Source organism: Pinisolibacter sp. (genome assembly GCF_036782435.1).
GTDB lineage: Bacteria > Pseudomonadota > Alphaproteobacteria > Rhizobiales > Ancalomicrobiaceae > CALBKH01.
The window spans coordinates 1-26,228 of the sequence record NZ_DAIPZB010000043.1; the positions used below are offsets into that span (position 1 = coordinate 1).

Annotated in this window: 21 protein-coding genes; 3 read left to right on the forward strand and 18 right to left on the reverse strand. The window is 68.3% G+C overall.

Annotation, left to right across the window (positions count from 1 at the left end; genetic code table 11):
- Positions 1-172 precede the first annotated feature (172 nt).
- The 5 genes from V7Q42_RS16685 to rsfS form a co-directional block, all read right to left on the reverse strand.
- A complete protein-coding gene (locus V7Q42_RS16685) occupies positions 173-1,363 on the reverse strand; it encodes a divergent polysaccharide deacetylase family protein (RefSeq protein WP_333825237.1) in 1,191 nt (396 codons plus the stop codon).
- A 230-nt stretch (positions 1,364-1,593) separates the two neighbouring features.
- The gene (locus V7Q42_RS16690; RefSeq protein WP_333825238.1) at positions 1,594-2,937 is read right to left on the reverse strand and encodes a S41 family peptidase; all 1,344 of its coding nucleotides are present in this window, start codon (positions 2,935-2,937) and stop codon (positions 1,594-1,596) included.
- The gene (locus V7Q42_RS16695) at positions 2,934-4,280 is read right to left on the reverse strand and encodes a murein hydrolase activator EnvC family protein (protein WP_333825239.1); all 1,347 of its coding nucleotides are present in this window, start codon (positions 4,278-4,280) and stop codon (positions 2,934-2,936) included. Before V7Q42_RS16695 ends, V7Q42_RS16690 begins: the two co-directional genes overlap by 4 nt.
- 195 nt (positions 4,281-4,475) lie before the next feature.
- Positions 4,476-4,955, reverse strand: a complete 480-nt coding sequence (rlmH, locus tag V7Q42_RS16700; RefSeq protein ID WP_333825240.1) for a 23S rRNA (pseudouridine(1915)-N(3))-methyltransferase RlmH — start codon at positions 4,953-4,955, stop codon at positions 4,476-4,478.
- 9 nt (positions 4,956-4,964) lie between these two features.
- A complete protein-coding gene (gene rsfS / locus V7Q42_RS16705; protein WP_442958220.1) occupies positions 4,965-5,369 on the reverse strand; it encodes a ribosome silencing factor in 405 nt (134 codons plus the stop codon).
- A 345-nt stretch (positions 5,370-5,714) separates the two neighbouring features.
- Between rsfS and V7Q42_RS16710 the strand changes: the two genes are divergently transcribed.
- Together V7Q42_RS16710 and V7Q42_RS16715 are read left to right on the forward strand one after the other, a co-directional pair.
- Entirely contained in the window at positions 5,715-6,224 is a 510-nt protein-coding gene (locus V7Q42_RS16710; protein ID WP_333825241.1) for an RNA pyrophosphohydrolase, read from the forward strand.
- Between the two features lie 130 nt (positions 6,225-6,354).
- Entirely contained in the window at positions 6,355-6,873 is a 519-nt protein-coding gene (locus tag V7Q42_RS16715) for a hypothetical protein (RefSeq protein ID WP_333825242.1), read from the forward strand.
- Positions 6,874-6,960: 87 nt separating this feature from the next.
- Here the strand turns inward: V7Q42_RS16715 and V7Q42_RS16720 are convergent, their stop codons facing one another.
- The 6 genes from V7Q42_RS16720 to V7Q42_RS16745 all read right to left on the reverse strand — a co-directional run bounded on the left by V7Q42_RS16720 (position 6,961) and on the right by V7Q42_RS16745 (position 14,538).
- The gene (locus V7Q42_RS16720; RefSeq protein ID WP_333825243.1) at positions 6,961-7,374 is read right to left on the reverse strand and encodes a F0F1 ATP synthase subunit epsilon; all 414 of its coding nucleotides are present in this window, start codon (positions 7,372-7,374) and stop codon (positions 6,961-6,963) included.
- A 66-nt stretch (positions 7,375-7,440) separates the two neighbouring features.
- Complete coding sequence (gene atpD, locus V7Q42_RS16725; RefSeq protein ID WP_333825244.1) at positions 7,441-8,880, reverse strand: F0F1 ATP synthase subunit beta; 1,440 nt, start codon at positions 8,878-8,880, stop codon at positions 7,441-7,443.
- Positions 8,881-8,903: 23 nt separating this feature from the next.
- The gene (locus V7Q42_RS16730; protein ID WP_333825245.1) at positions 8,904-9,785 is read right to left on the reverse strand and encodes a F0F1 ATP synthase subunit gamma; all 882 of its coding nucleotides are present in this window, start codon (positions 9,783-9,785) and stop codon (positions 8,904-8,906) included.
- Positions 9,786-9,895: 110 nt separating this feature from the next.
- Positions 9,896-11,425: a F0F1 ATP synthase subunit alpha gene (atpA, locus tag V7Q42_RS16735; RefSeq protein WP_333825246.1), complete on the reverse strand. Its 1,530-nt coding sequence runs from the start codon at positions 11,423-11,425 to the stop codon at positions 9,896-9,898.
- A complete protein-coding gene (locus V7Q42_RS16740) occupies positions 11,425-11,988 on the reverse strand; it encodes a F0F1 ATP synthase subunit delta (protein WP_333825247.1) in 564 nt (187 codons plus the stop codon). Before V7Q42_RS16740 ends, atpA begins: the two co-directional genes overlap by 1 nt.
- Before the next feature lie 315 nt (positions 11,989-12,303).
- Positions 12,304-14,538 carry a primosomal protein N' gene (locus V7Q42_RS16745; RefSeq protein WP_333825248.1) on the reverse strand — a complete coding sequence of 745 codons (2,235 nt, stop codon included), beginning with the start codon at positions 14,536-14,538 and terminating at the stop codon, positions 12,304-12,306.
- A gap of 502 nt (positions 14,539-15,040) precedes the next feature.
- Here V7Q42_RS16745 and V7Q42_RS16750 point away from each other — a divergent pair.
- Entirely contained in the window at positions 15,041-15,994 is a 954-nt protein-coding gene (locus V7Q42_RS16750; RefSeq protein ID WP_333825249.1) for a tyrosine recombinase XerC, read from the forward strand.
- Positions 15,995-16,062: 68 nt separating this feature from the next.
- On the opposite strand, the gene lpdA is transcribed toward V7Q42_RS16750, so the two are convergent.
- The 7 genes from lpdA to mdh all read right to left on the reverse strand — a co-directional run bounded on the left by lpdA (position 16,063) and on the right by mdh (position 26,167).
- Positions 16,063-17,469, reverse strand: coding sequence for a dihydrolipoyl dehydrogenase (lpdA, locus tag V7Q42_RS16755; RefSeq protein ID WP_333825250.1), 1,407 nt, complete (start codon positions 17,467-17,469; stop codon positions 16,063-16,065).
- 34 nt (positions 17,470-17,503) lie between these two features.
- Positions 17,504-18,271, reverse strand: coding sequence for an SDR family oxidoreductase (locus V7Q42_RS16760; protein WP_333825251.1), 768 nt, complete (start codon positions 18,269-18,271; stop codon positions 17,504-17,506).
- 93 nt (positions 18,272-18,364) lie between these two features.
- Positions 18,365-19,576, reverse strand: a complete 1,212-nt coding sequence (gene odhB, locus V7Q42_RS16765; RefSeq protein WP_333825252.1) for a 2-oxoglutarate dehydrogenase complex dihydrolipoyllysine-residue succinyltransferase — start codon at positions 19,574-19,576, stop codon at positions 18,365-18,367.
- 74 nt (positions 19,577-19,650) lie between these two features.
- Positions 19,651-22,626, reverse strand: coding sequence for a 2-oxoglutarate dehydrogenase E1 component (locus tag V7Q42_RS16770; protein WP_333825253.1), 2,976 nt, complete (start codon positions 22,624-22,626; stop codon positions 19,651-19,653).
- Between the two features lie 267 nt (positions 22,627-22,893).
- Positions 22,894-23,778: a succinate--CoA ligase subunit alpha gene (gene sucD, locus V7Q42_RS16775; RefSeq protein WP_333825254.1), complete on the reverse strand. Its 885-nt coding sequence runs from the start codon at positions 23,776-23,778 to the stop codon at positions 22,894-22,896.
- Between the two features lie 4 nt (positions 23,779-23,782).
- A complete protein-coding gene (sucC, locus tag V7Q42_RS16780; protein ID WP_333825255.1) occupies positions 23,783-24,979 on the reverse strand; it encodes an ADP-forming succinate--CoA ligase subunit beta in 1,197 nt (398 codons plus the stop codon).
- Between the two features lie 225 nt (positions 24,980-25,204).
- Positions 25,205-26,167 (reverse strand): malate dehydrogenase, encoded by a 963-nt coding sequence (gene mdh, locus V7Q42_RS16785; protein WP_333825256.1) that lies wholly within the window; start codon positions 26,165-26,167, stop codon positions 25,205-25,207.
- Between the last annotated feature and the right edge of the window lie 61 nt (positions 26,168-26,228).

Sequence of the window (26,228 nt, forward strand, 5' to 3'; positions counted from 1 at the left end):
AAACGCATCAAATCAACATGATGGTCCAACCGCGCACAGGTCTCATCATACCGAGTTCACGAAATTCGGACTCGTCCGAATTTCGTGAGTTGCGGCCCGACCGGCCGACGCCCGTTCGGGCTCGCCTTCGCCGATGATGTTTCGAAGAGGTCGAAACTTCATCGGCTCGGTATCACCCCTGGCTGCCGCGGGCGGCGGCGCTGATCGGCACCAGGGTGATGCCGCGGGCTTCCAGCGTCTTGGTCCAGGTGGCGAGGTGGCGCAGGGTGATCGGCAGCGCGGAGGCGACGCCGACGGCCAGTCCCTTGGCGCGGGCCATCTGTTCGAGCTGGGTGAGGCGAGCGGTGATCATGTCGTCGGCCGCCACCGCGTCGATCAGCACGTCGGCGCGGGCGAAGGGGGTGCGGGCGGTGCGCGCGGTGGCCTCGGACAACGACCGGCTCGACGAGCCGTCGTCGACGAACATCAGGCCGCGACCGCCGATCTCCTTCAGCGTCGCCGAGAGCGCCGGTTCGTGCGACGTGAAGCGGGCGCCCATGTAGTTGACGACGCCGACGTAGTTGGTCAGCCGGCCGAGCAGCCACTGCAGGCGCTCGGAATTGGTCTGCGGGTCGGCGTTGCTCAGCAGCGTGTGGGGTCCGGGATCGTTGTCGGGATAGTCGAAGGGCTCCATCGGCAACTGCAGCAGCAGTTCGTGGCCGTCGGAGCGGGCGCGGTTCATCCAGCGATCGAGGCTCGAGCCGTAGGGGGCGAAGGCGAGGGTGACGTCGGGGCCGAGGACGCGCAGGGCTTCCTGGGTGCCGGTCTGGCTGATGCCGAGGCCGCCGACGATCAGCACGACGCGGGCGTTGGCGGCGGCGCGGCGCGGCACCGGGCGGGCGTAGACGTCGAGGGGGCGCGAGCCGTCGGAGGCGATGCGCGGCAGGACGCCGAAGCGGGTCTTCTCGGCGACCCGCTGGATCGGCGAGGTCGACAACGGCTGGCCTTCGACCACCTCGGGGACGCGCATCACCGGCTGGGCCGGCTCCAGGGCGCGATCCCCGCCGGTCGGTTTCGCTTCCGACAGGCCTGGGGTGGCGGCCGGTGGGCGGGGGTCGGCGAGGTCGGAGCCGTCGGCGTTGGCCGGGCGCGGGGCGCCGGCGACGGCGACCTCGGCCGGCGGGACCCCGGTCTTGGAGCGGTCGATCTTGACGATCGCCGAGGGCTCGCCACCGGCGGGATCGTCGATGAAGAGGATCCAGACGCCCATCACCGTGGCGACGACGCCGATGGCGACGCCGCCGACGAGGCCGAAGGGCAGCTGCCGCCACCAGCGTCGGCGGTTCGTCCCCAGCCCCAGGGGCGCCCCGAGATCGTCGGCCATACGATGCCTCCTGCGACGCGGGAGGGTCCCGCGCCTCACGTTCCTCGCCCCCGAGCCCGCGACGCCGCCGCTCGCCCACGTCGGGGGCTCGGAATCCGCGAGGCCGCCGGATCGATCTCCGGCGGCCTCGCGTCTCGATTCTCACCGATCATCGGAAATGCTGACGCATTTCCCGTCGTTTTGAAATCGCTGATTCGCCTCGATCGGTCGATTTCGCCGCGATCGCCGGCTCAGTTGGGGACGGCCGCCTTGGGATTGGGCGGGAAGGCCGCGTCGGTCTTGGCGCCTCGCAGCAGTTCGAAGGCGTGGTTGAGCGCCTTGTCGTCCTTGGCGTTGGGCGGCACGTAGGCCTGGGAGCCGGTCTTCTCGTCGGCTTCCTTGCCGTCGGCCGGGTTCTTCAGGTGACCCTTGAGGCTGGCTTCGCCCTTGGTGTCGTCCTTGCCCTTCAGATCCTCGGGCGTGTCCTGCAGGATCTCGATGTCCGGCTCGATGCCCTTGGCCTGGATCGAGCGGCCCGACGGCGTGTAGTAGCGCGCCGTGGTGAGGCGGATGGCGCCGTTCTGGCCGAGCGGGATGATGGTCTGGACCGAGCCCTTGCCGAAGGAGCGGGTGCCGACGAGGGTCGCCCGCTTGTGGTCCTGCAGCGCGCCGGCGACGATCTCGGAGGCCGAGGCCGAGCCGCCGTTGATCAGGATGATCACCGGCTTGCCCTTGGTGAGATCGCCCGGACGGGCGTTGTAGCGCTGGCTCTCCTCGGCATTGCGGCCGCGGGTCGAGACGATCTCGCCGCGCTCGAGGAAGGCGTCGGAGACCGAGATCGCCTGATCGAGCAGGCCGCCGGGGTTGTTGCGCAGATCGAGGACCCAGCCCTTGAGCTTGTCGGCGGGGATGTCCTTGTTGATCTTGTCGAGCGCGTCGCGCAGGCCGTCGAAGGTCTGCTCGTTGAACTGGGTGATCCGGACGTAGCCGACGTCGCCGCCTTCCTCACGCGAGCGCACCGAACGGATGCGGATGATGTCGCGGACGATCTTGATCTCCAGCGGCTCGGCGGCGCCCTCGCGCTTGATCTTCAGCGTGATCGGCGAATTGACCGGGCCGCGCATCTTGTCGACGGCCTGGTTGAGGTTGAGGCCCAACACCGGCTCGCCGTCGAGATGGGTGATGAAGTCGCCGGCGCGCACCCCGGCGCGGGCGGCGGGCGTGTCGTCGATGGGGGTGACGACCTTGACCAGGTTGTCCTCCATCGTCACCTCGATGCCGAGCCCGCCGAACTCGCCGCGGGTCTGCACCTGCATGTCCTTGAAGCTCTTCGGCGACATGTAGCTGGAGTGGGGGTCGAGCGACGCCAGCATGCCGTTGATGGCCGATTCGACCAGCTTGCCGTCGTCGGGCTTCTCGACGTAGTCGGCGCGGATGCGCTCGAAGACGTCGCCGAACAGATTGAGCTGGCGATAGGTGTCGGCGGCGGCCGCGACGGCGTTGCCGGTGATGAACGAACGGCCCTGGCCGATGCCGACGACGGCACCCGCCCCCATCATCGCCCCCACCACCAACAGCGAAACCTTGCGCATCATCCGCGAACCTTCTCATCAGGTGACCGCGCCCACCAGGGGGCGGGATCTATGGCAGCATTGTCCTTGCGAAATTCGACGTAGAGAAGCGGATTTCCCGCTTCGTCGCCGCGTGGCGTCGCAGCTTCGGCCGTGGTCGTCACGGTTCGGCGAGTGCCCATCGCTCCGACGGGCTCACCCGCCAGAACGAACTGGCCCAGTTCGACGTCGATCCGGTCGAGACCAGCCAACACCACATGATATCCGCCGCCGCCGTCGATGATCAAGAGTTCGCCGTAGGAGCGGAACGGACCGGAGAACACCACCCAGCCGTCACACGGGCTGGTGACCCGGGCGTCGGTGCGGGTGGCGATGGTGAGACCGCGGGCGGAGCCGCCGAGACCGTCGTCTTCGCCCCAACGGCGGACCGCGTTTCCGCTCACCGGCAGCGGCAACGTACCACGGGCGTCGGCGAAGGCGACCGCCGGCTGCAGACGCCCGGCATCGCCGAGAGAGGCGAGGCGGCGCTCGCTTTCGCTCGGCGGTTTCGGCTTCGGCGCCTCGGCGTCGAGGCGGGCGATCAGCGATTCGAGACCGGCGGCCTTGCGCGCCAGTTCACCGACCCGCCGGCGCTCCTCCTCGAGGGTCTTCTCCTGGGCGGTGCGGGTGCGGCGTCGCTCCTCGACCAGAAGCTCGAGGCGGGCGCGCTCCTCCACCAGGTCGCGCGCCTCGGCGTGGAAGCGGTCGCGTTCGGCGGCGGCGGCGCGCTTGACCTCCTCCAGCGTCTCGAGATCGGCGAGGAGCGCTTCGGCCTGGCCGCGCAGTTCGGGAAGCAGGGCGCCCACCAGGATGGCGCTGCGCACCGAGGCGAGGGCGTCCTCGGGGCGGACGACGATGGCCGGCGGCGGCTTGCGGCCGATGCGTTGCAGGGCGGCGAGGACGTCGGCGAGGACGCCGCGGCGGCCGGCGAGCGAGGCGCGGACGGCGGCGACGCGGCCGTCGAGGGTCTCGACCCGGGCCTCGCTGTCGGCGAGACGGGATTCGAGGTCCTTGATGCGGGCGGCAGTGGCGAGGAGGCGTTCGGCGACGCGGGTGCGGTCGCGCTCCAGAGCATCGATGTCGCGCTTCAGCTCCGCCTGACGATCGCGGCCGACCTCCATGTCGCGCAGCACCGCGTCGAGCTCGGCGCGGGTGGTGGCGCGGCGGTCGGCGGGTGCGGCCGGCGGGGTGGCGGCTGTCGGCGGTGTCGCAGGCGACTCTTCGGCGCGGAGGGCGGACGGCAAAGCGTGGACGGCAGCGACGAGCGCGAGCATCGCGGTGCGGCGCGGCGCTCGCTTCGATCTCGTCGTCGTGCCGATCGGCTTCATGCGCGCCGCGTCCACCTCGTACCGAAGGCCGGAGGTGCGGCTGCACCCCGCCTTCGAAGACACGCGAATTTCTCACCTGCATCGGGGGCATGAGAAATTCGCGTCGGGAATACCATCGGTCGCTTGCAGCGACCGATGGTATCGATCCTTCGTTCCCCGTCCCGACCATGACGCGATTCGCCCGCGTCCGCACTCTCAGGCGCGGTGGTAGGGGTGACCGGCGAGAATGGTGGTGGCTCGATAGATCTGTTCTGCGGCGAGAATGCGGACGATCTGGTGCGGCCAGGTCATGGCGCCGAAGGCGAGCACCAGATCGGCGCGGGTGCGCACCGCTTCGCCGTGACCGTCGGCGCCGCCGATCAGGATCGCGAGGTCGCGGCCTTCGGCGATGCGGTCGCCGAGGAAGGCGGCGAAGGCGTCGGAGCCCATGGTGCGGCCGCGCTCGTCGAGGGCGATCACGGTGGCACGTTCGGCGAGGCCGTCGAGGAGGGCGGCGGCCTCCTCGGCACGGCGGTCGTCGGCGCGGGCACCGCGCGATTCGCCGATCTCGCGCACCTCCACACGGGTGATGCCGAGGCTGCGCCCCTGCTTTCCGGCACGATCGACGTAACGGTCGAGCAACTCACGCTCGGGACCGGTCTTCATCCGCCCGACCGCGGCGATCGTCACACGCATGGAACCGGCTCAGGCCCCGGTCGAACGCGGCGTCCGCGCGGCCATCGGCTCGGCGGCCCACATCTTCTCGAGATTGTAGAAGCCGCGCACCTCGGGCCGGAAGACGTGGACGAGCACGTCGCCGAGATCGATCAGCACCCAGTCGCAGTGGGCGAGGCCCTCGACGCGGATGTCGTGCACGCCCTTGGCCTTCAGGTCCTCGATCAGCCGGTCGGCGATGGCGCCGACGTGGCGATGCGACCGCCCCGACGCCACGATCATCGTGTCGGCGAGGGAGGATTTGGCGGCGATGTCGATGGTGACGATGTCTTCGGCCTTCGAATCGTCGAGGCTCGCGGAGACGAGTTTCGCCAGCGTTTCGGCGTCGTGGAGCCGTTCGGCGACGACGGGCGCGGCAGGAGTGGTGAGACCCACGTCCTCACGGGTGAGTGCGATGGTCAGATGAGTGACCTCCTCTCGAGCACGGCGTCACCGAACGCGGGGGGAACTCGACACTTTTTCCGTGATCCCGCTGCCTCCGTACCGCCGACCGGACCGACGGGCCCGACGTCTCGAAGATACGGTGGATGCCCCCTCCAGTTCAAGGATCGCGTGAGAGGCGGAGCGCGAGGACACGCGAGCGTGGCCGGGGAGCCGCAGGTGAGCGCGCCGGCGGGGCGTCGTCGGACGCCGGGTGCGGCCTCCGGAGGGCGCGAAAATGGTCTATGACTGTCGGGCGAGTCGGACCCGACTCCCGTTCCCACCGGAGGCCTTCCCGAGATGACGCCCGCCGAATTCGAGAGCCTGCCCTATCGCCCCTGCGTCGGTATCCTTCTGCTCAATCCGGCCGGGTTGGTGTGGATCGGACGGCGGGCGAACGAGGGCCTGGTCGAGCACGTGGCGCCGGGTCACGAGTGGCAGATGCCGCAGGGCGGCATCGACGCCGGAGAGGATCCGTTGGCGGCGGCGCGGCGCGAACTGTGGGAGGAGACCAACGTGCGCACCGCCGCGCTCGTCGCCGAGGCGCCGGACTGGTACGCCTACGACATTCCCCGCGACGTGGTCGGCGAGCGCTGGCGCCACAAGTGGCGCGGCCAGATCCAGAAATGGTTCGCCTTTCGCCTGGAGGGCGACGAGAGCGAGATCGACATCGACAATCCGCCGGCCGGGGAGCGGGAATTCGCCGAATGGCGGTGGGAGCCGATGGCCAACCTGCCGAACCTGATCATCCCCTTCAAACGACCGGTCTACGAAAAGGTGGTCGAGGCCTTCCGACACCTGGGGGTGTGAGGGACCCGACCGTCGGCGCCCGCGTCGGCCGACCTGCCTCTTTTTTCGTCACGCGGTAATCGATCGTTCAACACCTCGTTCCACCATGAACCCGGACCGATTGCGGTTCGCGAGGTTCGCGGAGGCGACGATGGCACGTGGCGATGTGGTTCTGTCGGAGGGACGGGGTCGGGTCGACATCGCTCGGCCGGTGGAAGATCACCTGCGCGGCATCGCCGCGGCGATCGGCGGGGTGGCGGTGTTCACCGGGATCGTCGGGTTGATGGTGTGGCGGCCGTCGATCATCGAGTTTCCCGATGCGGCGATGTTCTTCCTCTTCGCCCTCGCCCTGACGGTCGGCGCGATCTTCCTCTCTTTCGCGCTCTACGGTGGCGAATGGATCGTCTCGTTCGAGGCGGCGACGGGGACGGTGCGCAAGGAACTGCACACTTTCGGCAATCTGGCGGTGATCGACGGCTTCGTCTTCGACGATCTGAGCGGGCTGTGCGCCGTGCGGGATCGCGACGGAGACGAGGCCACCTATCGGCTGTTCATGGTCGAGGCGGAGAACGGCCGGCCGCTGCATCTCGGCGACTTCGGCGACGAAGCGGCGATGCGTCAGGCGGCCAAGGCGATCAATGCGGTCCACCCGGGGCTGCGGGTCGGCTGAGGCCTCTCCCGGTTCGCGATCGGAAACGAAAAACCCCGGTCTCGCGACCGGGGTTTGGTATTTCGTCGGGACCGGAGAGGTCGCGGTTCAGTGAGCCGTCGACTGCGCGGCACCGAGGACGGCGCGGAGCTGGTCGAGCTTCTCCTGAGCGACGCGCTTGGCCTCGTCGGTCTTGGCGTCGGCGACGTCCTCTTCGGCGTCCTTGATCTCCTTGGCGATCACGTCGGCCTTCAGTTCTTCCACCGGCATCGCCTGCTCGGCGAGGATGGTGAGGCCGGTCGGAGAGGCGTCGGCGAAGCCGCCGCGCACGAAGATCTTGGAGACCTTGCCGGAGGCCGAAGTGACCTCGACGACGCCGGGGCGCACCGTGGTCATGAACGGCGAGTGGCCCGACAGCATGGTGAAGTCACCCTCGAGGCCGGGGACGACCACCTGGGAGGCCTCTTCGGAGAGGAGCAGACGCGCCGGGGAGACCAGCTCGAACTTGAAGGCTTCGGCCATTTCCGCCTCTTCTCAAACTACGGGACGGAGACGGCCGGCGGTGCCGGCCGTCGGATCTTGGAGCGATCAGGCCGCTTCGGCGGCGAGCTTCTTGGCCTTCTCGATCGCCTCTTCGATGGTGCCGACCATGTAGAAGGCCGCCTCGGGGAGGTGATCGTATTCGCCGTTGCACAGACCCTTGAAGCCGCGGATCGTGTCCTTCAGGTCGACGAGCTTGCCGGGCGAGCCGGTGAAGACTTCGGCGACGTGGAAGGGCTGCGACAGGAAGCGCTCGATCTTACGGGCACGGGCGACGGAGAGCTTGTCCTCTTCCGAGAGCTCGTCCATGCCCAGGATCGCGATGATGTCCTGGAGCGCCTTGTAGCGCTGCAGGATCGCCTGCACCTGACGGGCGACCGCGTAGTGCTCCTCGCCGATGACCAGCGGCGAAAGCATGCGCGAGGTACTGTCGAGCGGGTCGACCGCCGGGTAGATGCCCTTTTCCGCGATCGAGCGCGAGAGCACCGTGGTGGCGTCCAAGTGGGCGAACGAGGTCGCCGGCGCCGGGTCGGTCAGGTCGTCGGCGGGCACGTAGATGGCCTGCACCGAGGTGATCGAACCCTTCTGGGTGGTGGTGATGCGCTCCTGGAGGGCGCCCATCTCGGTGGCGAGCGTCGGCTGATAGCCGACGGCGCTCGGGATACGGCCGAGGAGCGCCGACACTTCCGAACCCGCCTGGGTGAAGCGGAAGATGTTGTCGACGAAGAACAGCACGTCCTGACCCTGGTCGCGGAAGTACTCGGCGACGGTGAGGCCGGTCAGCGCGACGCGGGCGCGGGCGCCCGGGGGCTCGTTCATCTGGCCGTAGACCAGCGCGCACTTGGAGCCTTCGGCCGAGCCGTTGTTCTCCTTGGGGTCGACGTTGACCTTCGACTCGATCATCTCGTGATAGAGGTCGTTGCCCTCGCGGGTGCGCTCGCCGACGCCGGCGAAGACGGAGTAACCGCCGTGCGCCTTGGCGACGTTGTTGATCAGTTCCATGATCAGAACGGTCTTGCCGACGCCGGCGCCGCCGAACAGGCCGATCTTGCCGCCCTTGGCGTAGGGCGCCAGCAGGTCGACGACCTTGATGCCGGTGACCAGGATCTCGGCTTCGGTCGACTGTTCGGCGAAGGTCGGGGCCGGGGCGTGGATCGGGCGCAGCTCTTCGTAGGTGACCGCGCCGGCCTCGTCGACGGGCTCGCCGATGACGTTGATGATGCGGCCGAGGGTGCCCTTGCCGACCGGAACGGCGATCGGCAGGCCGGTGTCGACCACATCCTGGCCACGAGCGAGGCCTTCGGACGAGTCCATGGCGATGGTGCGCACGGTGTTCTCACCGAGATGCTGCGCAACTTCCAGCACCAGACGGTTGTCGCCGTTGTTGGTCTCCAGCGCGTTCAGGATCGCCGGGAGATGATCGTCGAACTGAACGTCGACGACGGCGCCCATCACCTGCCGAATACGACCGATCTTCTTGTCAGCCATCGTGATATCCTCTGGATAAGAACTCAGACCGCGTCGGCGCCCGAGATGATTTCGATCAGTTCCTTGGTGATCATCGCCTGACGCGACCGGTTGTAGGTCGTGGTCAGCTTCTTGATCATTTCACCGGCGTTGCGCGTCGCGCTGTCCATGGCGGACATGCGCGAACCCTGTTCGGACGCCGCGTTCTCGAGCAGCGCGCGGAACACCTGAGTGGAGACGTTGCGCGGCAGGAGGTCCAGCAGGATCTCTTCCTCGCTCGGCTCGCATTCGTAGATGGCGCCGCCGCCGGCCGCCTTCTTGGCGTCCGCCGGGATCTCGGCCGGGATCAGCTGCTGTGCCGTCGGGATCTGCGAGATCACCGACTTGAAGCGCGAGAAGAACAGGGTGGCGACGTCGAATTCGCCCACCTCGAACATCTTGAGGAGCTTCTTGCCGACGCCGTCGGCGTGCTCGTAGCCGATCTGCTTCACCGACTTGAACTCGATGGTCTCGAGCATCTTGTCGGAAAACTGGCGGCGCAGCTGGTCGGCGCCCTTGCGGCCGACGCACAGGATCTTGACCGTCTTGCCGTCGGCGATCAGCCGATTGGCGGTGTCACGGGCGAGACGCGCGATCGACGAGTTGAAGGCGCCGCACAGGCCGCGCTCGGCGGTGCAGACCACCAGCAGATGGACGTCGGACCGGCCGGTGCCGGCGAGCAGCGCCGGGGCGTCGGGGCGGCCGTCGAAGGCGCCGGCGAGATTGGCCAGAACCGTGTTCATCCGCTCGGCGAAGGGGCGAGCGGCCTCGGCGGCCTGCTGGGCGCGGCGCAGCTTGGCCGCGGCCACCATCTGCATGGCCTTCGTGATCTTCTGCGTCGCCTTCACCGAGGCGATGCGATTTCTGAGATCCTTCAAGCTCGGCATCGGGCCGTCCTATCCTGGAGCGTCGAGCCGGGACGCACCCGGCTCCGTCGTCTCGACCCGGCGGAGCATCACCCCGCGCGGGTCGACCGATGATCCGAAGTCCCGCCCGATCAGGCGAAGGACTTGGTGTAGGCCTCGACGACCGACTTCAGCTTGTCGCCGAGCTCGCTCGTCAGTTCGCGCTTGTCGCGGATGCCGTCGAGCAGCGCACCGTGCTCGGCACGCAGCAGGCGCAGCAGGCCCTGCTCGTAGGCACCGACCTTGGCCACGGGAATCGCGTCCAGGTAGCCGTTGATGCCGGCGTAGATCACGCAGACCTGCTCTTCGGTCTTCAGCGGCGAGAACTGCGGCTGCTTGAGGAGCTCGGTCAGACGAGCGCCACGATTGAGCAGACGCTGGGTCACCGCGTCGAGGTCGGAGCCGAACTGAGCGAAGGCCGCCATCTCGCGATACTGGGCGAGCTCACCCTTGATCTTGCCGGCGACCTGCTTCATCGCCTTCACCTGCGCCGACGAGCCGACGCGGGAGACCGAGAGGCCGACGTTCACCGCCGGGCGGATGCCCTGGTAGAACAGGTCGGTCTCGAGGAAGATCTGACCGTCGGTGATCGAGATCACGTTGGTCGGGATGTAGGCGGACACGTCGTTCGCCTGGGTTTCGATGACCGGCAGAGCGGTCAGCGAGCCGAGGCCGTTGTCCTTGTTGAGCTTCGCCGCGCGCTCGAGCAGGCGGGAATGCAGGTAGAAGACGTCGCCCGGATAGGCTTCACGGCCCGGCGGACGGCGCAGCAGCAGCGACATCTGACGATAGGCGACCGCCTGCTTGCTGAGGTCGTCGTAGATGATCACGGCGTGCATGCCGTTGTCGCGGAAGAACTCGCCCATGGCGCAGCCGGCGAAGGGCGCCAGGAACTGCATCGGGGCCGGGTCGGAGGCGGTCGCGGCGACGACGATCGAGTACTCGAGAGCACCCTGCTCTTCGAGGACCTTCACGAACTGGGCGACGGTGGACCGCTTCTGGCCGACGGCGACATAGACGCAGTAGAGCTTCTGGCTCTCGTCGCCCGAGGCGTTGATCGGCTTCTGGTTCAGGATGGTGTCGAGCGCGATCGCGGTCTTGCCGGTCTGGCGGTCACCGATGATCAGCTCGCGCTGGCCACGGCCGATCGGGATCAGCGCGTCCACGGCCTTGAGGCCGGTCGACATCGGCTCGTGCACCGACTTGCGCGGGATGATGCCCGGGGCCTTGACGTCGACGCGCGAACGCTTGTCGGCGACGATCGGACCCTTGCCGTCGATCGGGTTGCCGAGCGCGTCGACGACGCGGCCGAGCAGGCCCTTGCCGACGGGCACGTCGACGATCGAGCCGGTGCGCTTGACGGTGTCGCCTTCCTTGATCTCACGGTCGGAGCCGAAGATCACGATGCCGACGTTGTCGACTTCGAGGTTCAGCGCCATGCCGCGAGTGCCGTTGGCGAACTCGACCATCTCACCGGCCTGGACCTTGTCCAGACCGTGCACACGGGCGATGCCGTCGCCGACGGAGAGAACCTGGCCGACCTCGGAAACCTCGGCTTCCTGGCCGAAGTTCTTGATCTGCTCCTTGAGGATTGCGGAAATTTCCGCCGCCCGAATATCCATCAGCGGACCTCTTTCAGTGCGACCTTGAGAGAAGTGAGTTTCGTCTTCAGAGAGGTGTCGATCATGCGGGAACCCACCTTGACGATGAGGCCGCCGATGATCGAGGGATCCACCTTGGGGACGATCCGGATCGTCTTGCCCTGCGCGACACCCGAAAGAGCCGTGGAGAGCGAGGAGACCTGGTCCTCGGTGAGGGGAGTGGCCGACGTGACCTCGGCCGCCTGCTCACCGCGATGCGCGGCGGCCAGGATGCGATAGGCCTTGATCATGTCGGGCAGAACGAAGAGGCGGCGATTGCGCGCCGCCAGAGCGATGAAATTGGCGGCCATACCGCCGATGCCCGCCTTGGCGAGCACCGCACCGACGGCGCGGACCTGCTGGTCGGCGGAGAACACCGGGCTGCGCACCAAGCGCGCCAGGTCGGTGCTCTCGGCGAGGAGCTTCTCGAACGTGTCGAGATCGGCGCCGACGGCGTCGACGGCATTTCCGTCGAGGGCCACCTCGAAGAGTGCGCTCGCATAGCGCTGAGCCACGCCGGATACGATCGAAGTCGTCTCTGCCACCGGTTCGGAACCCCCACGCCAATTCGGGCGTACAGTGCGGCTGGCGCCCCGCACACCCTTGAATTCATTGGATGTTTTTCGGCAGCACTCTCGTGGAGAGAGCTTCCCCCGCCGAAACCGCGGGTGTCCTAGCATAGGGGTAGCCGGGACGCAACAAGCCCACCGGAGCGATTTCCGAAAGTCTAAGCCGTCTCGCCGACGCGATCTTCCGGGGGAGGTCGCTGAAAAAGCGGAGTTTTTCGAGACGAATCGGCAAGATCGAGAAAAATTCGGCAGGAATTGCGGTCTGTCGTCGCGGGGGTGCGCGAGAATCGGTCACAGGAAGCTCTGGGGATCGATGTCGACCTGGATTCGAGCGCCGCCGGTGGCCGGCGAAGCGGCGTTCAACCATCGTCCGATATACGATTGGATATCGACGTGGCGGGCGGTGCGGACGAGCAGGCGGAAACGGTGACGGCCGCGGACGACGGCGATCGGCGCCTCGGCCGGGCCGAGGACGGTGACGTCGTCCTGGCGGGGGGCGGCGAGCGCCAGGGCGCGGGCGAGGGCGAAGGCGGGATCGCGGGAATCGGCCGAGACGACGATACCGGCGAGCCGGCCGAAGGGCGGCATGCCGGAGCGGCGGCGCTCTTCGACCTCGGCCTCGTAGAATCCGTCGCGATCACCGGCGATGATGGCCCGCAACACCGGATGGTCGGGGGCGCGGGTCTGGAGGAAGGCGCGGGCCTCGCCGCCGGCGCGCCCGGCGCGTCCCGTCACCTGTTGGATGAGCTGGAAGGTCTTCTCGGCCGCCCGCGGGTCGCCGTGGGCGAGGCCGAGGTCGGCGTCGACCACGCCGACGAGGGTGAGGAGTGGGAAGTTGTGGCCCTTGGCCAGCACCTGGGTGCCGATGACGATGTCGCAGTCGCCGGCCGCCACCGCCGCGAGCTCCAGTTTCATCCGCGCCGTGCCGCCGGGCAGGTCCGAGGAGAGGACGAGGCGACGGGCGTCGGGGAAGATCTCGGCGGCTTCCTCGGCGATGCGCTCGATGCCGGGGCCGCAGGCGACCAGGGCGTCGATCTCGCCGCAGGAGGGGCAGGCCTCGGGGCGACGCACCGTATGGCCGCAGTGGTGGCAGGTGAGGACACCGCGGAAGCGGTGTTCGACCAGCCAGGTCGAGCAGTTCGGGCACTCGAAGCGATGGCCGCAGGTGCGGCACAGCGTCAGCGGGGCGTAGCCGCGGCGGTTGAGGAAGAGCAGCGCCTGGGAGCCGGCGGCGATGGTGTCGCGGATCGCCGAAACCAGCGGCGGGGCGAGGAATCGGCCCGGAGCGGGGAGGTGGCGGCGCAGATCGAGCGTGCGCACCTCGGGTAGGCGGCCGGCGCCGGCGCGGGCGGGGAGCACGAGACGGCGATAGCGTCCCTGGTCGGCGTTGACCCAGCTCTCGAGCGACGGCGTCGCCGAGGCGAGGACGACGGGGAAGTCGCCGAGCCGGCCGCGCACCACGGCCATGTCGCGGGCGTGGTAGACCGCACCCTCCTCCTGCTTGTAGGCGCCGTCGTGCTCCTCGTCGACGACGACGAGTCCGAGGTCGCGGAACGGCAGCCACAGCGACGAGCGGGCGCCGACCACCACGCTCACCTCGCCGGTCGCCACGCCGCGCCACAGCCGGGCGCGGTTCTTCGGCGTCACCTCCGAGTGCCACTCGCCCGGCTTCACGCCGAAGCGTTCGACGAATCGGTCGAGGAACTCGGCGGTGAGCGCGATCTCGGGGAGGAGCACCAGCGCCTGCTTGCCCTTCTCCACCGCGGCGGCGACCGCCTCGAAATAGACCTCGGTCTTGCCGGAGCCGGTGACGCCGTCGAGGAGATCGACGCGGAAGCCACCTTCCGTCACCGAGGCGCGCAACGTCTCGGCGGCGGCGGTCTGATCGGGGTTGAGGTCGAGGCGATGATGGTCCGGATCGGGGCGGGTGGGGGCGCGGCCGGGCTCGAGCCACACTTCTTCGAGGGTGCCCTGGCTGACGAGGCCGTCGACGACGCTGGCCGAGACGCCGGCGGAAGCCGCGAGGCCGACGCGCGACCAGGCGAAGCCGCCCTCCATCATCTCGATCACCCGGCGGCGCGCCGTGGTCATGCGTTCGGGCAAGGGGCCGGCGAGACGGACGCCGCGGATCGGCGGTTCGGGCTCGAAGGCCTCGGGGGCACGCAGCACCATGCGCAGCATCATGCCGCGCGGCATCAGATAGTAGCGGCCGACCCAGTCGACGAAGCGGCGCGTGGGCGTGGTGAGCGGCGGCACGTCGTAGACGTGTTCGATCTCGCGCAGGCGATTGTCGCCGATCTTCAGCGCCTTGGCCGAGGGCTCGTCGTCCCAGACGACGCCGAGCACCTTGCGGGGGCCGAGCGGCACCACGACGATCGAGCCGGGTTCGACCGTCTGGTCGTGGGCGACGCGATAGGAATAGGCGGTGTCGAGCGCGACCGGGGTGAGCACCGGCACGACGCGCGGACCCGTCGGAGCGGGGCGCGGGCGGTCTTCGCCGAAGAGGTCGTCGATCGGTGAGGCCATGCGATTCGGAGCCGGCGTGAACGTCCGGCGAACATAGGCGTGGCGGGGCGACGAGGCGAGAGGGCGGCGGCGGTGGGGGCTCCGGACTTCGGTGGTCGGGCTCCGGCCGCGCGCGGAAGCGCGCTCTTCCTTCTCTTCCTTCTCTCCCTGCGGGAGAAGGTGGCCCGAAGGGTCGGAAGAGGGGTCGGGCCTCTCGAAACGGCAGAAATCTGCGGATTTCCCCTTGCGCGCTGCCGCGCGCGCGCCCTCATCCGCCCTTCGGGCACCTTCTCCCGCGAGGGGAGAGGGGGGCGCCGAGCCGTGCCGCATCGTCCAAGAGACACTGCGAACGTCTTGCCGATAGGGATCTTGTTCGGTCGGCGGACGGCGAACCGGACAGCCATGGGGTGGGTCTCGGCGACGACGGGGGAACGAGGGGGCACACCTGCCGCCCGTCCCTGCGGTAACCCGCCCTTCATCTGCCGCACCCCAGAATGGCGGACCCATCGCTGCCGGTCCGGACATGAACGCGCCCTTCGCCCCCGAGATCCTGATCCTCGCCGCGCCGGATCTCGCCGACGGGGTCGAGCGCTGGCGGCGGCATCTCGCGGCCGAGCGGCGGGTCTCGCCGGAGACGGTCGAAGCCTACGACCGCGACGTCGCTCAGTTTCTGCGCTTCATGACCGAACATCTCGGCGAGCCGCCGACGATCGCGGCGTTGTCGTCGCTCAGGCCGGCGGATCTGCGCTCCTTCCTCGCCCGACGCCGGGCGGAGGGGATCGGGGCGCGGTCGCTCGGGCGCAATCTCGCCGGGGTGCGTTCGCTCGCCCGCTTCCTCGAGCGGCGCGACGGCCTCAATGCCGCACCCTATCGGGCGGTGCGCAGCCCCAAGGCGGGCAAGAGCCTGCCGAAACCGCTGATCGCCTCCGCGGCGCGGCGGTTGACGGATGCGGGGGAGAGCCTCGCCGAGGAGCCGTGGGTGGCGGTGCGCGACGCGGCGGTGTTCACCCTCCTCTACGGCTGCGGCCTGCGCATCTCCGAGGCGCTGGCGCTGACGCCGGCGACCGCGCCGCGTGGCGAGGCGCGGGCGCTCCGGATCACCGGCAAGGGCGGCAAGACGCGGGTGGTGCCGGTGTTGCCGATCGTCGTCCGGGCGATCGAGGACTATCTCGGGCGGGTGCCCTTCGTTCTCGACGACGACGAGCCGTTGTTCCGCGGGGTGAAGGGCGGGCCGCTGTCGCCGCGAATCATCCAACTGGCGATCGAGCGGATGCGCGGGGCGCTGGGGTTGCCCGACACGGCGACGCCGCATGCGCTGCGCCACTCCTTCGCCACCCACCTGCTCGGCGCCGGGGGCGACCTCAGGACCATCCAGGAACTGCTCGGCCACGCCTCGCTGTCGACCACCCAGGTCTACACGCAAGTCGACGCGGCGCGGCTGCTCGACGTCTGGGCCAAGACGCATCCGAGGGCATGAGGGCGATCCGGCCGAAACGAAACGGGGCGCCCCGAGGCGCCCCGCGAAAATTCGATCTGCCGTCCCGATCAGATGTGGATCGGGCGCTTGTCGACGGCGAGCGCCGCCTCCTTGATCGCTTCCGACAGGGTCGGGTGGGCGTGGCAGGTGCGGGCGAGGTCCTCGGCCGAGCCGCCGAACTCCATCAGCACGGCCGCCTCGTGGATCATCTCGCCGGCGCCGGCGCCGACGATGTGGACGCCGAGGACGCGGTCGGTCGCCTTGTCGGCGAGCACCTTGACGAAGCCGTCCGACTTGCGCATCGCCTTGGCGCGGCCGTTGGCGGTGAAGGGGAACTTGCCGACGGCGTAGTCGATGCCGGCGGCCCTGAGGTCCTCTTCGGTCTTGCCGACGGTGGCGAACTCGGGCTGGGTGTAGACCACCCCGGGGATGACGTCGTAGTTCACGTGGCCGTGCTGGCCGGCGATGATCTCGGCGACGGCGACGCCCTCGTCTTCGGCCTTGTGGGCGAGCATGGCGCCGCGCACCACGTCACCGATGGCGTAGATGCCCTGGACGGCGGTCCGGAAGTGGTCGTCGATCTCGATGCGGCCGCGGGCGTCCTTGACGACGCCGACCGCCTCGAGGCCGAGGCCGTCGGTGTAGGGCACGCGGCCGATGGCGACGAGCACCACGTCGGCGTCCACCACCTTGGCCTCACCGCCGGCGGAGGGTTCGAGCGTCACCTCGGCGCCCTTCTTGGTCACCTTGATCCCGGTCACCTTGGTTCCGAGTTCGAAGGCCATGCCCTGCTTGGCGAGCAGACGCTGGAACTGCTTGGCGCAATCGAGGTCCATGCCGGGCAGGATGCGGTCGAGGAATTCGACGACGGTGACCTCGGCGCCGAGACGGCGCCACACCGATCCGAGTTCGAGGCCGATGACGCCGGCGCCGACCACCATCAGCTTCTTCGGCACGGCCGAAAGTTCGAGCGCGCCGGTGGAGGAGACCACCACCTTCTCGTCGATGTCGATGCCGGGCAGGCGCGCGACGTCCGAGCCGGTGGCGATGACGATGCTGCGGGTCTCGACCACCTGATTGGTGCCGTCGTCGAGGGTGACGGCGACGTTGCCCTTGGAGACGATCGAGCCGATGCCGGAGAAGACGGTGATCTTGTTCTTCTTGAACAGGAAGTCGATGCCCTTGACGTTGCCGTCGACGGTGTCCTGCTTGTGCTTCAGCATCGCTGCGAGGTTCAGCTTCGGCTTCGGCACGTCGATGCCGAGGTGAGCGAACTCGTGACCGGCCTCCTCGAACAGTTCGGAGGCGTGGAGCAGCGCCTTGGACGGGATGCAGCCGACGTTGAGGCAGGTGCCGCCGTGGGTCTTGCGCTTCTCCACCACGGCCACCTTCATGCCGAGCTGCGCGGCGCGGATGGCGCAGACGTAACCGCCCGGCCCGGTGCCGATGACGACGAGATCGAAAACTTCAGCCATGACCTGACCCTCGTGGTTCGAATGTGCGCGCCGGTCACCGCCCCCCGGTTACGTCGAGGATGGCGCCGGTGGTGTAGGATGCGCCCTCCGACAGGAACCAGAGGACGGCGGAAGCGATCTCCTCGGACGTGCCGGGGCGCTTCATCGGAACGATACCCGCCAGCGCGACCGCCCGATCGGGCTCGCCGCCGGAGGCGTGGATGTCGGTGTCGATGATGCCGGGGCGGACCGCGTTGACCCGGATGCCCTCGGCGGCGACCTCGAGAGCGAGGCCCTTGGTGAAGGTGTCGATCGCCGCCTTGGCGGCGGCGTAGTCGACGTACATGCCGGGTGAGCCGAGGCGGGCGGCGGCGGACGAGATGTTGACGATCGAGCCGCCCCTGCCGCCGTGCCGGGTCGACATGCGACGCACCGCTTCGCGGGCGACGAAGAACGAACCGTAGACGTTGATGCGGAAGATGCGCTCGATGCGCGCCGCGGTCATGTCCTCGACACGGGTCGACAGGTCGACGACGCCGGCGTTGTTGACGACACCGGTGAGGCGTCCGCCGATCGACGCTGCATAGGCGTCGACCGCGGCGAACAGCGAGAGCACTTCGGCCTCTTCGCCGACGTCGGCGCGGACCGCGATCGCCGTGCCGCCCGCGGCTTCGATCTCGGCGACGACCGCCTCGGCGGCGGTCGCGTCCCGGGCGTAGTCGACGACGACGGCGGCGCCGGTCTTCGCGGCGGCGAGGGCGACGGTGCGACCGATGCCGCGGCCACCGCCGGTCACGAGGATGATGTCACGCTCAGCGTTCATGACCGTCGTCGACCTCCCCCGCCACCATCACATCGACACGATGAACCGCGGCGGTTTCGTCAACCGGCCGCGGCTCCCCGATCGTTCGTGCGATCAGATGTCCATCACCAGACGCTGCGGATCTTCCATCATCTCCTTGATGCGGACGAGGAAGGTCACGGCCTCCTTGCCGTCGATGATACGATGATCGTAGCTGAGCGCCATGTACATCATCGGACGGACGACGATCTGGCCGTTGCGGACGACCGGACGGTCCTCGATGCGGTGCAGGCCGAGGATGCCGGACTGCGGAGCATTGAGGATCGGGGTCGACATCAGCGAGCCGTAGACGCCGCCGTTGGAGATGGTGAAGGTGCCGCCCTGCATCTCCTCGATCTTCAGCTGACCGTCGCGGGCGCGGCGACCGAAGTCGGAGATGGTCTTCTCGACGCCGGCGATCGACAGCTTGTCGGCGTCACGGACGACCGGAACCACCAGGCCCTTGTCGGAGCCCACCGCCACGGCGATGTGGTAGTAGTTCTTGTAGATGACGTCCTGACCGTCGATCTCGCCGTTCACCGCCGGGATGTCCTTCAGCGCCTGCACCGCGGCCTTGACGAAGAAGCCCATGAAGCCGAGGCGGGTGCCGTGCTTCTTCTCGAAGATGTCCTTGTACTGGTTGCGCAGCGCCATCACCGCGGACATGTCGACGTCGTTGAAGGTGGTGAGCATCGCCGCGGACGACTGCGCTTCCTTGAGGCGGCGGGCGATGGTCTGGCGCAGCTTGGTCATGCGCACGCGGTCTTCGCGGGCGGCATCTTCCGCCGCCGACGGGGCGCGCGGCGCGGCGACCGGAGCCGGCGCGGCGGCCGGAGCGGCGGGACGCGGCTGGGCGGCGGCGGCGAGGACGTCGCCCTTGAGCACCTGACCGCGCTTGCCGGAGCCGGCGTCGACCGAAACGCCGGTGTCGGCCATCAGCTTGGCGGCGGCCGGCGACGGCGGCATCGAGGTGGAGGCGGCGACCGGAGTGGCGGGGGCCGGAGCGGCGGCGGGGGCCGCGGCCGGAGCCGGCGCGGCGACGACGCCGGAGCCTTCGCCGAGGGTGCCGAGCAGGGCGCCGACGCCGACGGTGTCACCGTCCTTGGCGACGATCGACTCCAGCACGCCGGCGCCGGGCGAGGGAACCTCGACGGTGACCTTGTCGGTCTCCAATTCCACCAGCGGTTCGTCGATCGCGACCGCGTCGCCGGGCTTCTTGAACCATTTCGCGATGGTGGCTTCGGTGACGGACTCGCCGAGGGTCGGAACCTTGATCTCGATCGCCATGATCGTCGTCTCTTCGTCTGGATCGTGTTTCGGGGGCCGGGAGGGTGGGACACCCTCACCGAGCTCGGAAGTCGTCACGCCCCGAGGGCGTCGTCGAGGAAGGCCTTGAGCTGCGCGAGGTGGCGCGACATCAGGCCCGTCGCCGGAGAGGCGGAGGCGGGACGGCCGGCGTAACGCGGCCGCTTGGAGGCGCCGCCGACCTGGGTCAGCACCCACTCGAGGTAGGGCTCGATGAAGGACCAGGCGCCCTGGTTCTTGGGCTCCTCCTGGCACCACACCACCTCGGCCTGCTTGAAGCGCGAGAGGAGGCGGACCAGCGACTTCACCGGGGTCGGGAAGATCTGCTCGACGCGCAGCAGATAGACGTCGTCGACGCCGCGCTTCTCACGGTCCTCGAGCAGGTCGAAGTAGACCTTGCCGGTGCACAGCACGACCCGACGGATCTTGTCGTCGGCGACGAGCTTCGTCGTCGTCGGCTCCTTGCCGCTCTCGGCGCCGTCGATGAGCACGCGGTGGAAGGACGAGCCCTCGGCGAGCAGGTCGAGCGAAGAGACGCAGCGCTTGTGGCGCAGCAGCGACTTCGGCGTCATCAGGATGAGCGGCTTGCGGAAGTCGCGCATCAGCTGGCGGCGCAGGATGTGGAAGTAGTTGGCCGGGGTGGTGCAGTTGGCGACCTGCATGTTGTCCTCGGCGCAGAGCTGCAGATAGCGCTCGAGGCGGGCGGAGGAGTGCTCCGGACCCTGACCCTCGAAGCCGTGCGGCAGCAGGCAGACGAGGCCGGACATGCGCAGCCACTTGCGCTCACCCGACGAGATGAACTGGTCGAACACCACCTGGGCGCCGTTGGCGAAGTCGCCGAACTGACCTTCCCAGAGGGTCAGCGCGTTGGGTTCGGCCAGCGAATAGCCGTACTCGAAGCCGAGGACGGCCTCTTCCGAGAGCATCGAATTGATGACCTCGTAGCGCGCCTGATCCGCCGCCAGATTGTTGAGCGGGATGTAGCGGGCCTCGGTCTCCTGATCGTAGAGCACCGTGTGGCGCTGCGAGAACGTGCCGCGTTCGCAATCCTGACCGGACAGGCGGATCGGATGGCCGGCCTTGGCCAGCGTGCCGAAGGCGAGCGATTCCGCGGTCGCCCAGTCGATGCCCTGACCGGTCTCGATCGCCGTGCGGCGATTGTCGAGGAAGCGCAGGATCGTCTTGTGGACGTTGAAGCCGGCCGGCACCTCGCAGAGCTTGGCGCCGATCTCCTTCAGTTCCGCCATGGTCGAGCCGGTCAGACCGGTGCGGTCGCTGTCGTCGTGGATGCCGACGGCCTTCATGCCGGTCCAGCGGCCGTCGAGCCAGTCGGCCTTGTTCGGCTTGAAGGCCTGACCGGCCTCGAACTCGCCGTTGAGGTGCTTGCGGAATTCCGCCTGCCACGCGTCGACCTCGGCCCGGGTGACCACGCCCTCGGCGACCAGCTTCTCGACGTAGATCGCCAGCGTGGTCGGGTGGTTGCGGATCTTCCGATACATGATCGGCTGGGTGAAGCTCGGCTCGTCGCCTTCGTTGTGACCGAAGCGGCGATAGCAGAACATGTCGATGACGACCGGCTTGTGGAACTTCTGCCGGAACTCGATCGCCACCTTGGCGGCGAAGGTCACCGCTTCCGGGTCGTCGCCGTTCACGTGCAGGATCGGCGCCTCGATCATCTTCGCCACATCCGAGGGATAGGGCGAGGAGCGCGAGAAGCGCGGATAGGTGGTGAAGCCGATCTGGTTGTTGATGATGACGTGGATCGAGCCGGCGGTGCGGTGACCCTTCAGACCGGAGAGGCCGAAGCACTCGGCCACCACGCCCTGACCGGCGAAGGCGGCGTCGCCGTGGAGCAGCAGCGGCAGCACCTGGGTGCGCTCGTCGAGCGGGATGATCTCGGCGAAGGGATCCTTGGCGAGCTGGTCCTGCTTGGCGCGGGCCTTGCCGAGCACCACCGGATTGACGATCTCGAGGTGCGACGGGTTGGCGGTCAGCGACAGGTGGACGCGGTTGCCGTCGAACTCGCGGTCGGACGAGGCGCCGAGGTGATACTTGACGTCGCCGGAACCTTCGACCTCGTCGGGGGCGAAGGAGCCGCCCTTGAACTCGTGGAAGAGGGCGCGGTGGGGCTTGCCCAACACTTGGCACAGCACGTTGAGGCGGCCGCGGTGGGCCATGCCCAGCACGATCTCCTTCACGCCGAGGTTGCCGCCGCGCTTGATGATCTGCTCGAGCGCCGGGATCAGCGCTTCACCGCCGTCGAGGCCGAAGCGCTTGGTGCCGGTGTACTTGACGTCGATGAACTTCTCGAAGCCCTCCGCCTCGATCAGCTTCTTGAGGATGGCGCGCTTGCCTTCCTTGGTGAAGGCGATGGCCTTGTCCGGACCTTCGATGCGCTCCTGGATCCAGCTCTTCTCGGCCGGATCGGAGATGTGCATGAACTCGACGCCGAGGGTCGAGCAGTAGGTGCGGCGCAGGATGTCGACCATCTCGCGGACGGTCGCGAACTCGAGGCCGAGCACCTTGTCGATGAAGATCTTGCGGTCGAGGTCCTTCTCGGTGAAGCCCCAGGAGGAGGGATGCAGCTCCTCGTGGTCCTTGTCGGCCGAGATGTCGAGCGGGTCGAGCTTGGCGTGGAGATGGCCGCGCATGCGATAGGCGCGGATCATCATGATGGCGCGCACCGAGTCGCGGGCGGCGGCCTGCAGCTGCTCCTGGGTGATCTCGACACCCTTGGCGGCGGCCTTGCCCTTCACCTTGTCCTTGAGCGACTTCTCCAGCCAGTCCCAGTCGCCGTCGAGGACCGAGATGCGCTCTTCGCCGGGCTTGATCGGCCAGTTGGCGCGCTTCCAGGACGGCCCCTTGGCGTTCTTGAGAACGTCGGACCGGTCGTCGCTCAACTCGCCGAAGAACTCGCGCCAGCTGGCGTCGACCGAAGCCGGGTTCTCTTCGTAGCGGGCGTAGAGGTCTTCGATCCAGGCGGCGTTGCCACCGAAGAGGAACGAGGAGGTCTGCTGATCGTCACGATCCATGGTGCGTCTCGGAACCTCTCGGGCTCCGCCTCGATCTGGGTCGGCGCGTCCCGTCGCGGGGGCGTCCGTCTTCCGGTCGGTCGGTTCGGGCGGCGGGATCGAACCGATTCGTGATCGTCACGGACCGCGGTTTCGAACTCGCTCGGGATGTCGTCTCGGCTCCGGCCGTCGGGTCCGTGGGGGCGAGCCCACGGGGAAAGTCGGAGCCGATCGTCGTTCGTCCGGGGACGAAGGACGAGGGGAGCGTCGCCGCTCCCCTCGTCGAACTCACTTGCCGAAGGCCTTGATGGCTTCGAGCAGGGTTTCGCCGAGACGAGCCGGCGACGGGGAGACGTGGACGCCGGCCTTGGCCATGGCGGCCATCTTCGACTTGGCGTCGCCCTTGCCGCCCGACACGATGGCGCCGGCGTGGCCCATGCGGCGGCCCGGAGGGGCCGACACACCGGCGATGAAGCCGGCCATCGGCTTCTTGATGGCGTGGGAGGCGAGGAACTCCGCCGCCTCTTCCTCGGCCGAACCGCCGATCTCGCCGATCATGATGATCGACTCGGTCTCCGGGTCCTTCAGGAACATGTCGAGCATGTCGATGAACTCGGTGCCCTTGACCGGGTCACCGCCGATGCCGACGGCGGTGGTCTGGCCGAGGCCGACGTCGGAGGTCTGCTTGACCGCCTCGTAGGTGAGGGTGCCGGAGCGCGACAGGATGCCGACGGTGCCACGCTTGAAGATGTGGCCCGGCATGATGCCGATCTTGCACTCGTCCGGGGTCAGGACGCCGGGGCAGTTGGGGCCGATGAGGCGCGACTTGGAGCCCTTGAGCGCCTTGCCGACCTTGACCATGTCGAGCACCGGGATGCCCTCGGTGATGCAGACGATCAGTTCCATCTCGGCGTCGATCGCCTCGAGAATGGCGTCGGCGGCGAAGGGCGGCGGCACGTAGATCGAGGTGGCGTTGGCGCCGGTGGCGGCCTTGGCCTGCCAGACGGTGTCGTAGACCGGCAGGTCGATGTGCCAGGTGCCGCCCTTGCCGGGGGTCACGCCGCCGACGACCTGGGTGCCGTAGGCGATCGCCTGCTCGGAGTGGAAGGTGCCCTGCGCGCCGGTGAAGCCCTGGCAGATGACCTTGGTGTTCTTGTCGACGAGAATGGACATCTGATCAAGCTCCCCGCACGGCCTTGACGATCTTCTGGGCCGCGTCGTCCAGGTTGTCGGCCGGGATGACGTTGAGACCGGACTCGCGGATGATCTGCTTGCCCAGTTCTTCGTTGGTGCCGGTCAGACGAACGACCAGCGGGACCTGCAGGCCGACCGCCTTCACCGCCGCGAGCACGCCGCGCGCGATGATGTCGCACTTCATGATGCCGCCGAAGATGTTGACCAGGATGCCCTTCACGTTCGGATCGGAGGTGATGATCTTGAACGCGGCGGTCACCTTCTCTTCCGAAGCGCCGCCACCGACGTCGAGGAAGTTGGCCGGGCTCTCGCCGTAGAGCTGGATGATGTCGAGGGTCGCCATGGCGAGGCCGGCGCCGTTGACCATGCAGCCGATGGTGCCGTCGAGGGCGATGTAGGCGAGGTCGAACTTGGAGGCTTCGATCTCCTTGGCGTCCTCTTCGGTCTCGTCGCGGAGCGCGACGATGTCGGGATGACGGAAGAGCGCGTTGGAGTCGAAGTTCACCTTGGCATCGAGGACCTTGAGGTCGCCCTGCTTGGTGACGATCAGCGGGTTGATCTCCAGCATCGCCATGTCCTTCTCGACGAAGGCGCGATAGAGATCGGCGACCAGCTTGACGCACTGCTTGACCTGAGCGCCGGTCAGTTGCAGCGCATAGGCGATGTTGCGGCCGACGTAGGGCTGGAAGCCGGCGGCCGGGTCGACGTGGAAGGTGTGGATCTTCTCGGGCGTGTCGTGGGCGACCGCCTCGATGTCCATGCCGCCTTCGGTCGAGACGACGAAACCGACCGAGCCGGTGGCGCGATCGATCAGGGCGGAGAGATAGAGCTCACGCTCGATGTCGGAGCCGTCCTCGATGTAGAGGCGGTTCACCTGCTTGCCGGCCGGGCCGGTCTGCACGGTGACGAGGGTGTTGCCGAGCATCTCCGCGGCGAAGGCCTCGACTTCGGCCACCGACTTGGCGAGACGCACGCCGCCTTTGGCGTCGGCCGGCAGTTCCTTGAACTTGCCCTTGCCGCGACCGCCGGCGTGGATCTGCGACTTGACGACCCACAGCGGGCCGCCGAGATCTTCCGCCGCCTTGCGGGCCTCGGCCGGCGTGAAGGCCGGAATGCCGCGCGACACCGGAGCGCCGTACTCGCGAAGGACCGCCTTCGCCTGGTATTCGTGGATGTTCATCGCCCTGTCTCGCCTCGAGAATTCGGTTTCTGAGGTTGCCGGAACCGCTGCGCGGCCGAACCCGGGTCCGGGTCCGGTCGCGGCCGGGATGCGGAAAGTACCGTCTCGGAGAGAGAGGCCCACCGAGAGGACGTGGCGGATCTGGGCCCGCTCACGCGCATCGTTCGATCGAACCGGCGAGCACCGTCATGCGGCGCTCGCCGTGGATGCATTCGCTTCGGCGGCTCAGGCGAGCGCCGGCTGGATCTTCTTGCAGGCGTCGATCAGGCCGGTCACCGCGGCGACCGACTTGTCGAACATCGCCTGCTCGGCGGCGTCGAAGGAGACCTCGACGATCTTCTCGACACCGTTCGAGCCGATCAGCGCGGGGACGCCGACGTAGAGGTTCTTCTGGCCGTACTCGCCGTTCAGCTCGGCGGCGACCGGCAGGATGCGCTTCTGGTCCTTGAGGTAGGACTCGGCCATGGCGATGGCGGAAGCGGCCGGGGCGTAATAGGCCGAACCGGTCTTCAGCAGGCCGACGATCTCGGCGCCGCCCTTGCGGGTGCGGTCGACGATGGCGTCGAGCTTCTCCTGGGTGAGCCAGCCCATCTTGACCAGTTCCGGCAGCGGCACGCCGCCGACGGTCGAGTAGCGCACCAGCGGGACCATGTCGTCGCCGTGGCCGCCGAGGGTCATGGCATGGACGTCCTTGACGGAGACGCCGGTCTCTTCGGCGAGGAAGTAGCGGAAGCGGGCGCTGTCGAGCACGCCGGCCATGCCGACCACCTTGTTCGCCGGCAGGCCGGAGAACTTCTGCAGCGCCCACACCATCGCGTCGAGCGGGTTGGTGATGCAGATGACGAAGGCGTTCGGGGCGAATTCCTTGATGCCGGCGCCGACCTTCTCCATGACGGAGAGGTTGATGCCGAGCAGGTCGTCGCGGCTCATGCCGGGCTTACGCGGCACACCGGCGGTGACGATGATGACGTCGGCGCCGGCGATGGCCTCGTAGGAAGAGGCGCCGGAGAAGCCGGCGTCGAAGCCGTCGACGGGGGAGGACTCGGCGATGTCGAGGGCCTTGCCCTGCGGAACGCCGTCGACGATGTCGAACAGCACGATGTCGCCGAGTTCCTTGAGACCGGCGAGATGAGCGAGCGTGCCACCGATCTGACCCGCGCCGATGAGGGCGATCTTCTTACGCGCCATTTCAGAGGTTTCCCTTCACGTCAATTGGAGGTCGGTGCGACATCCTGTCGTGCGGTTCGAT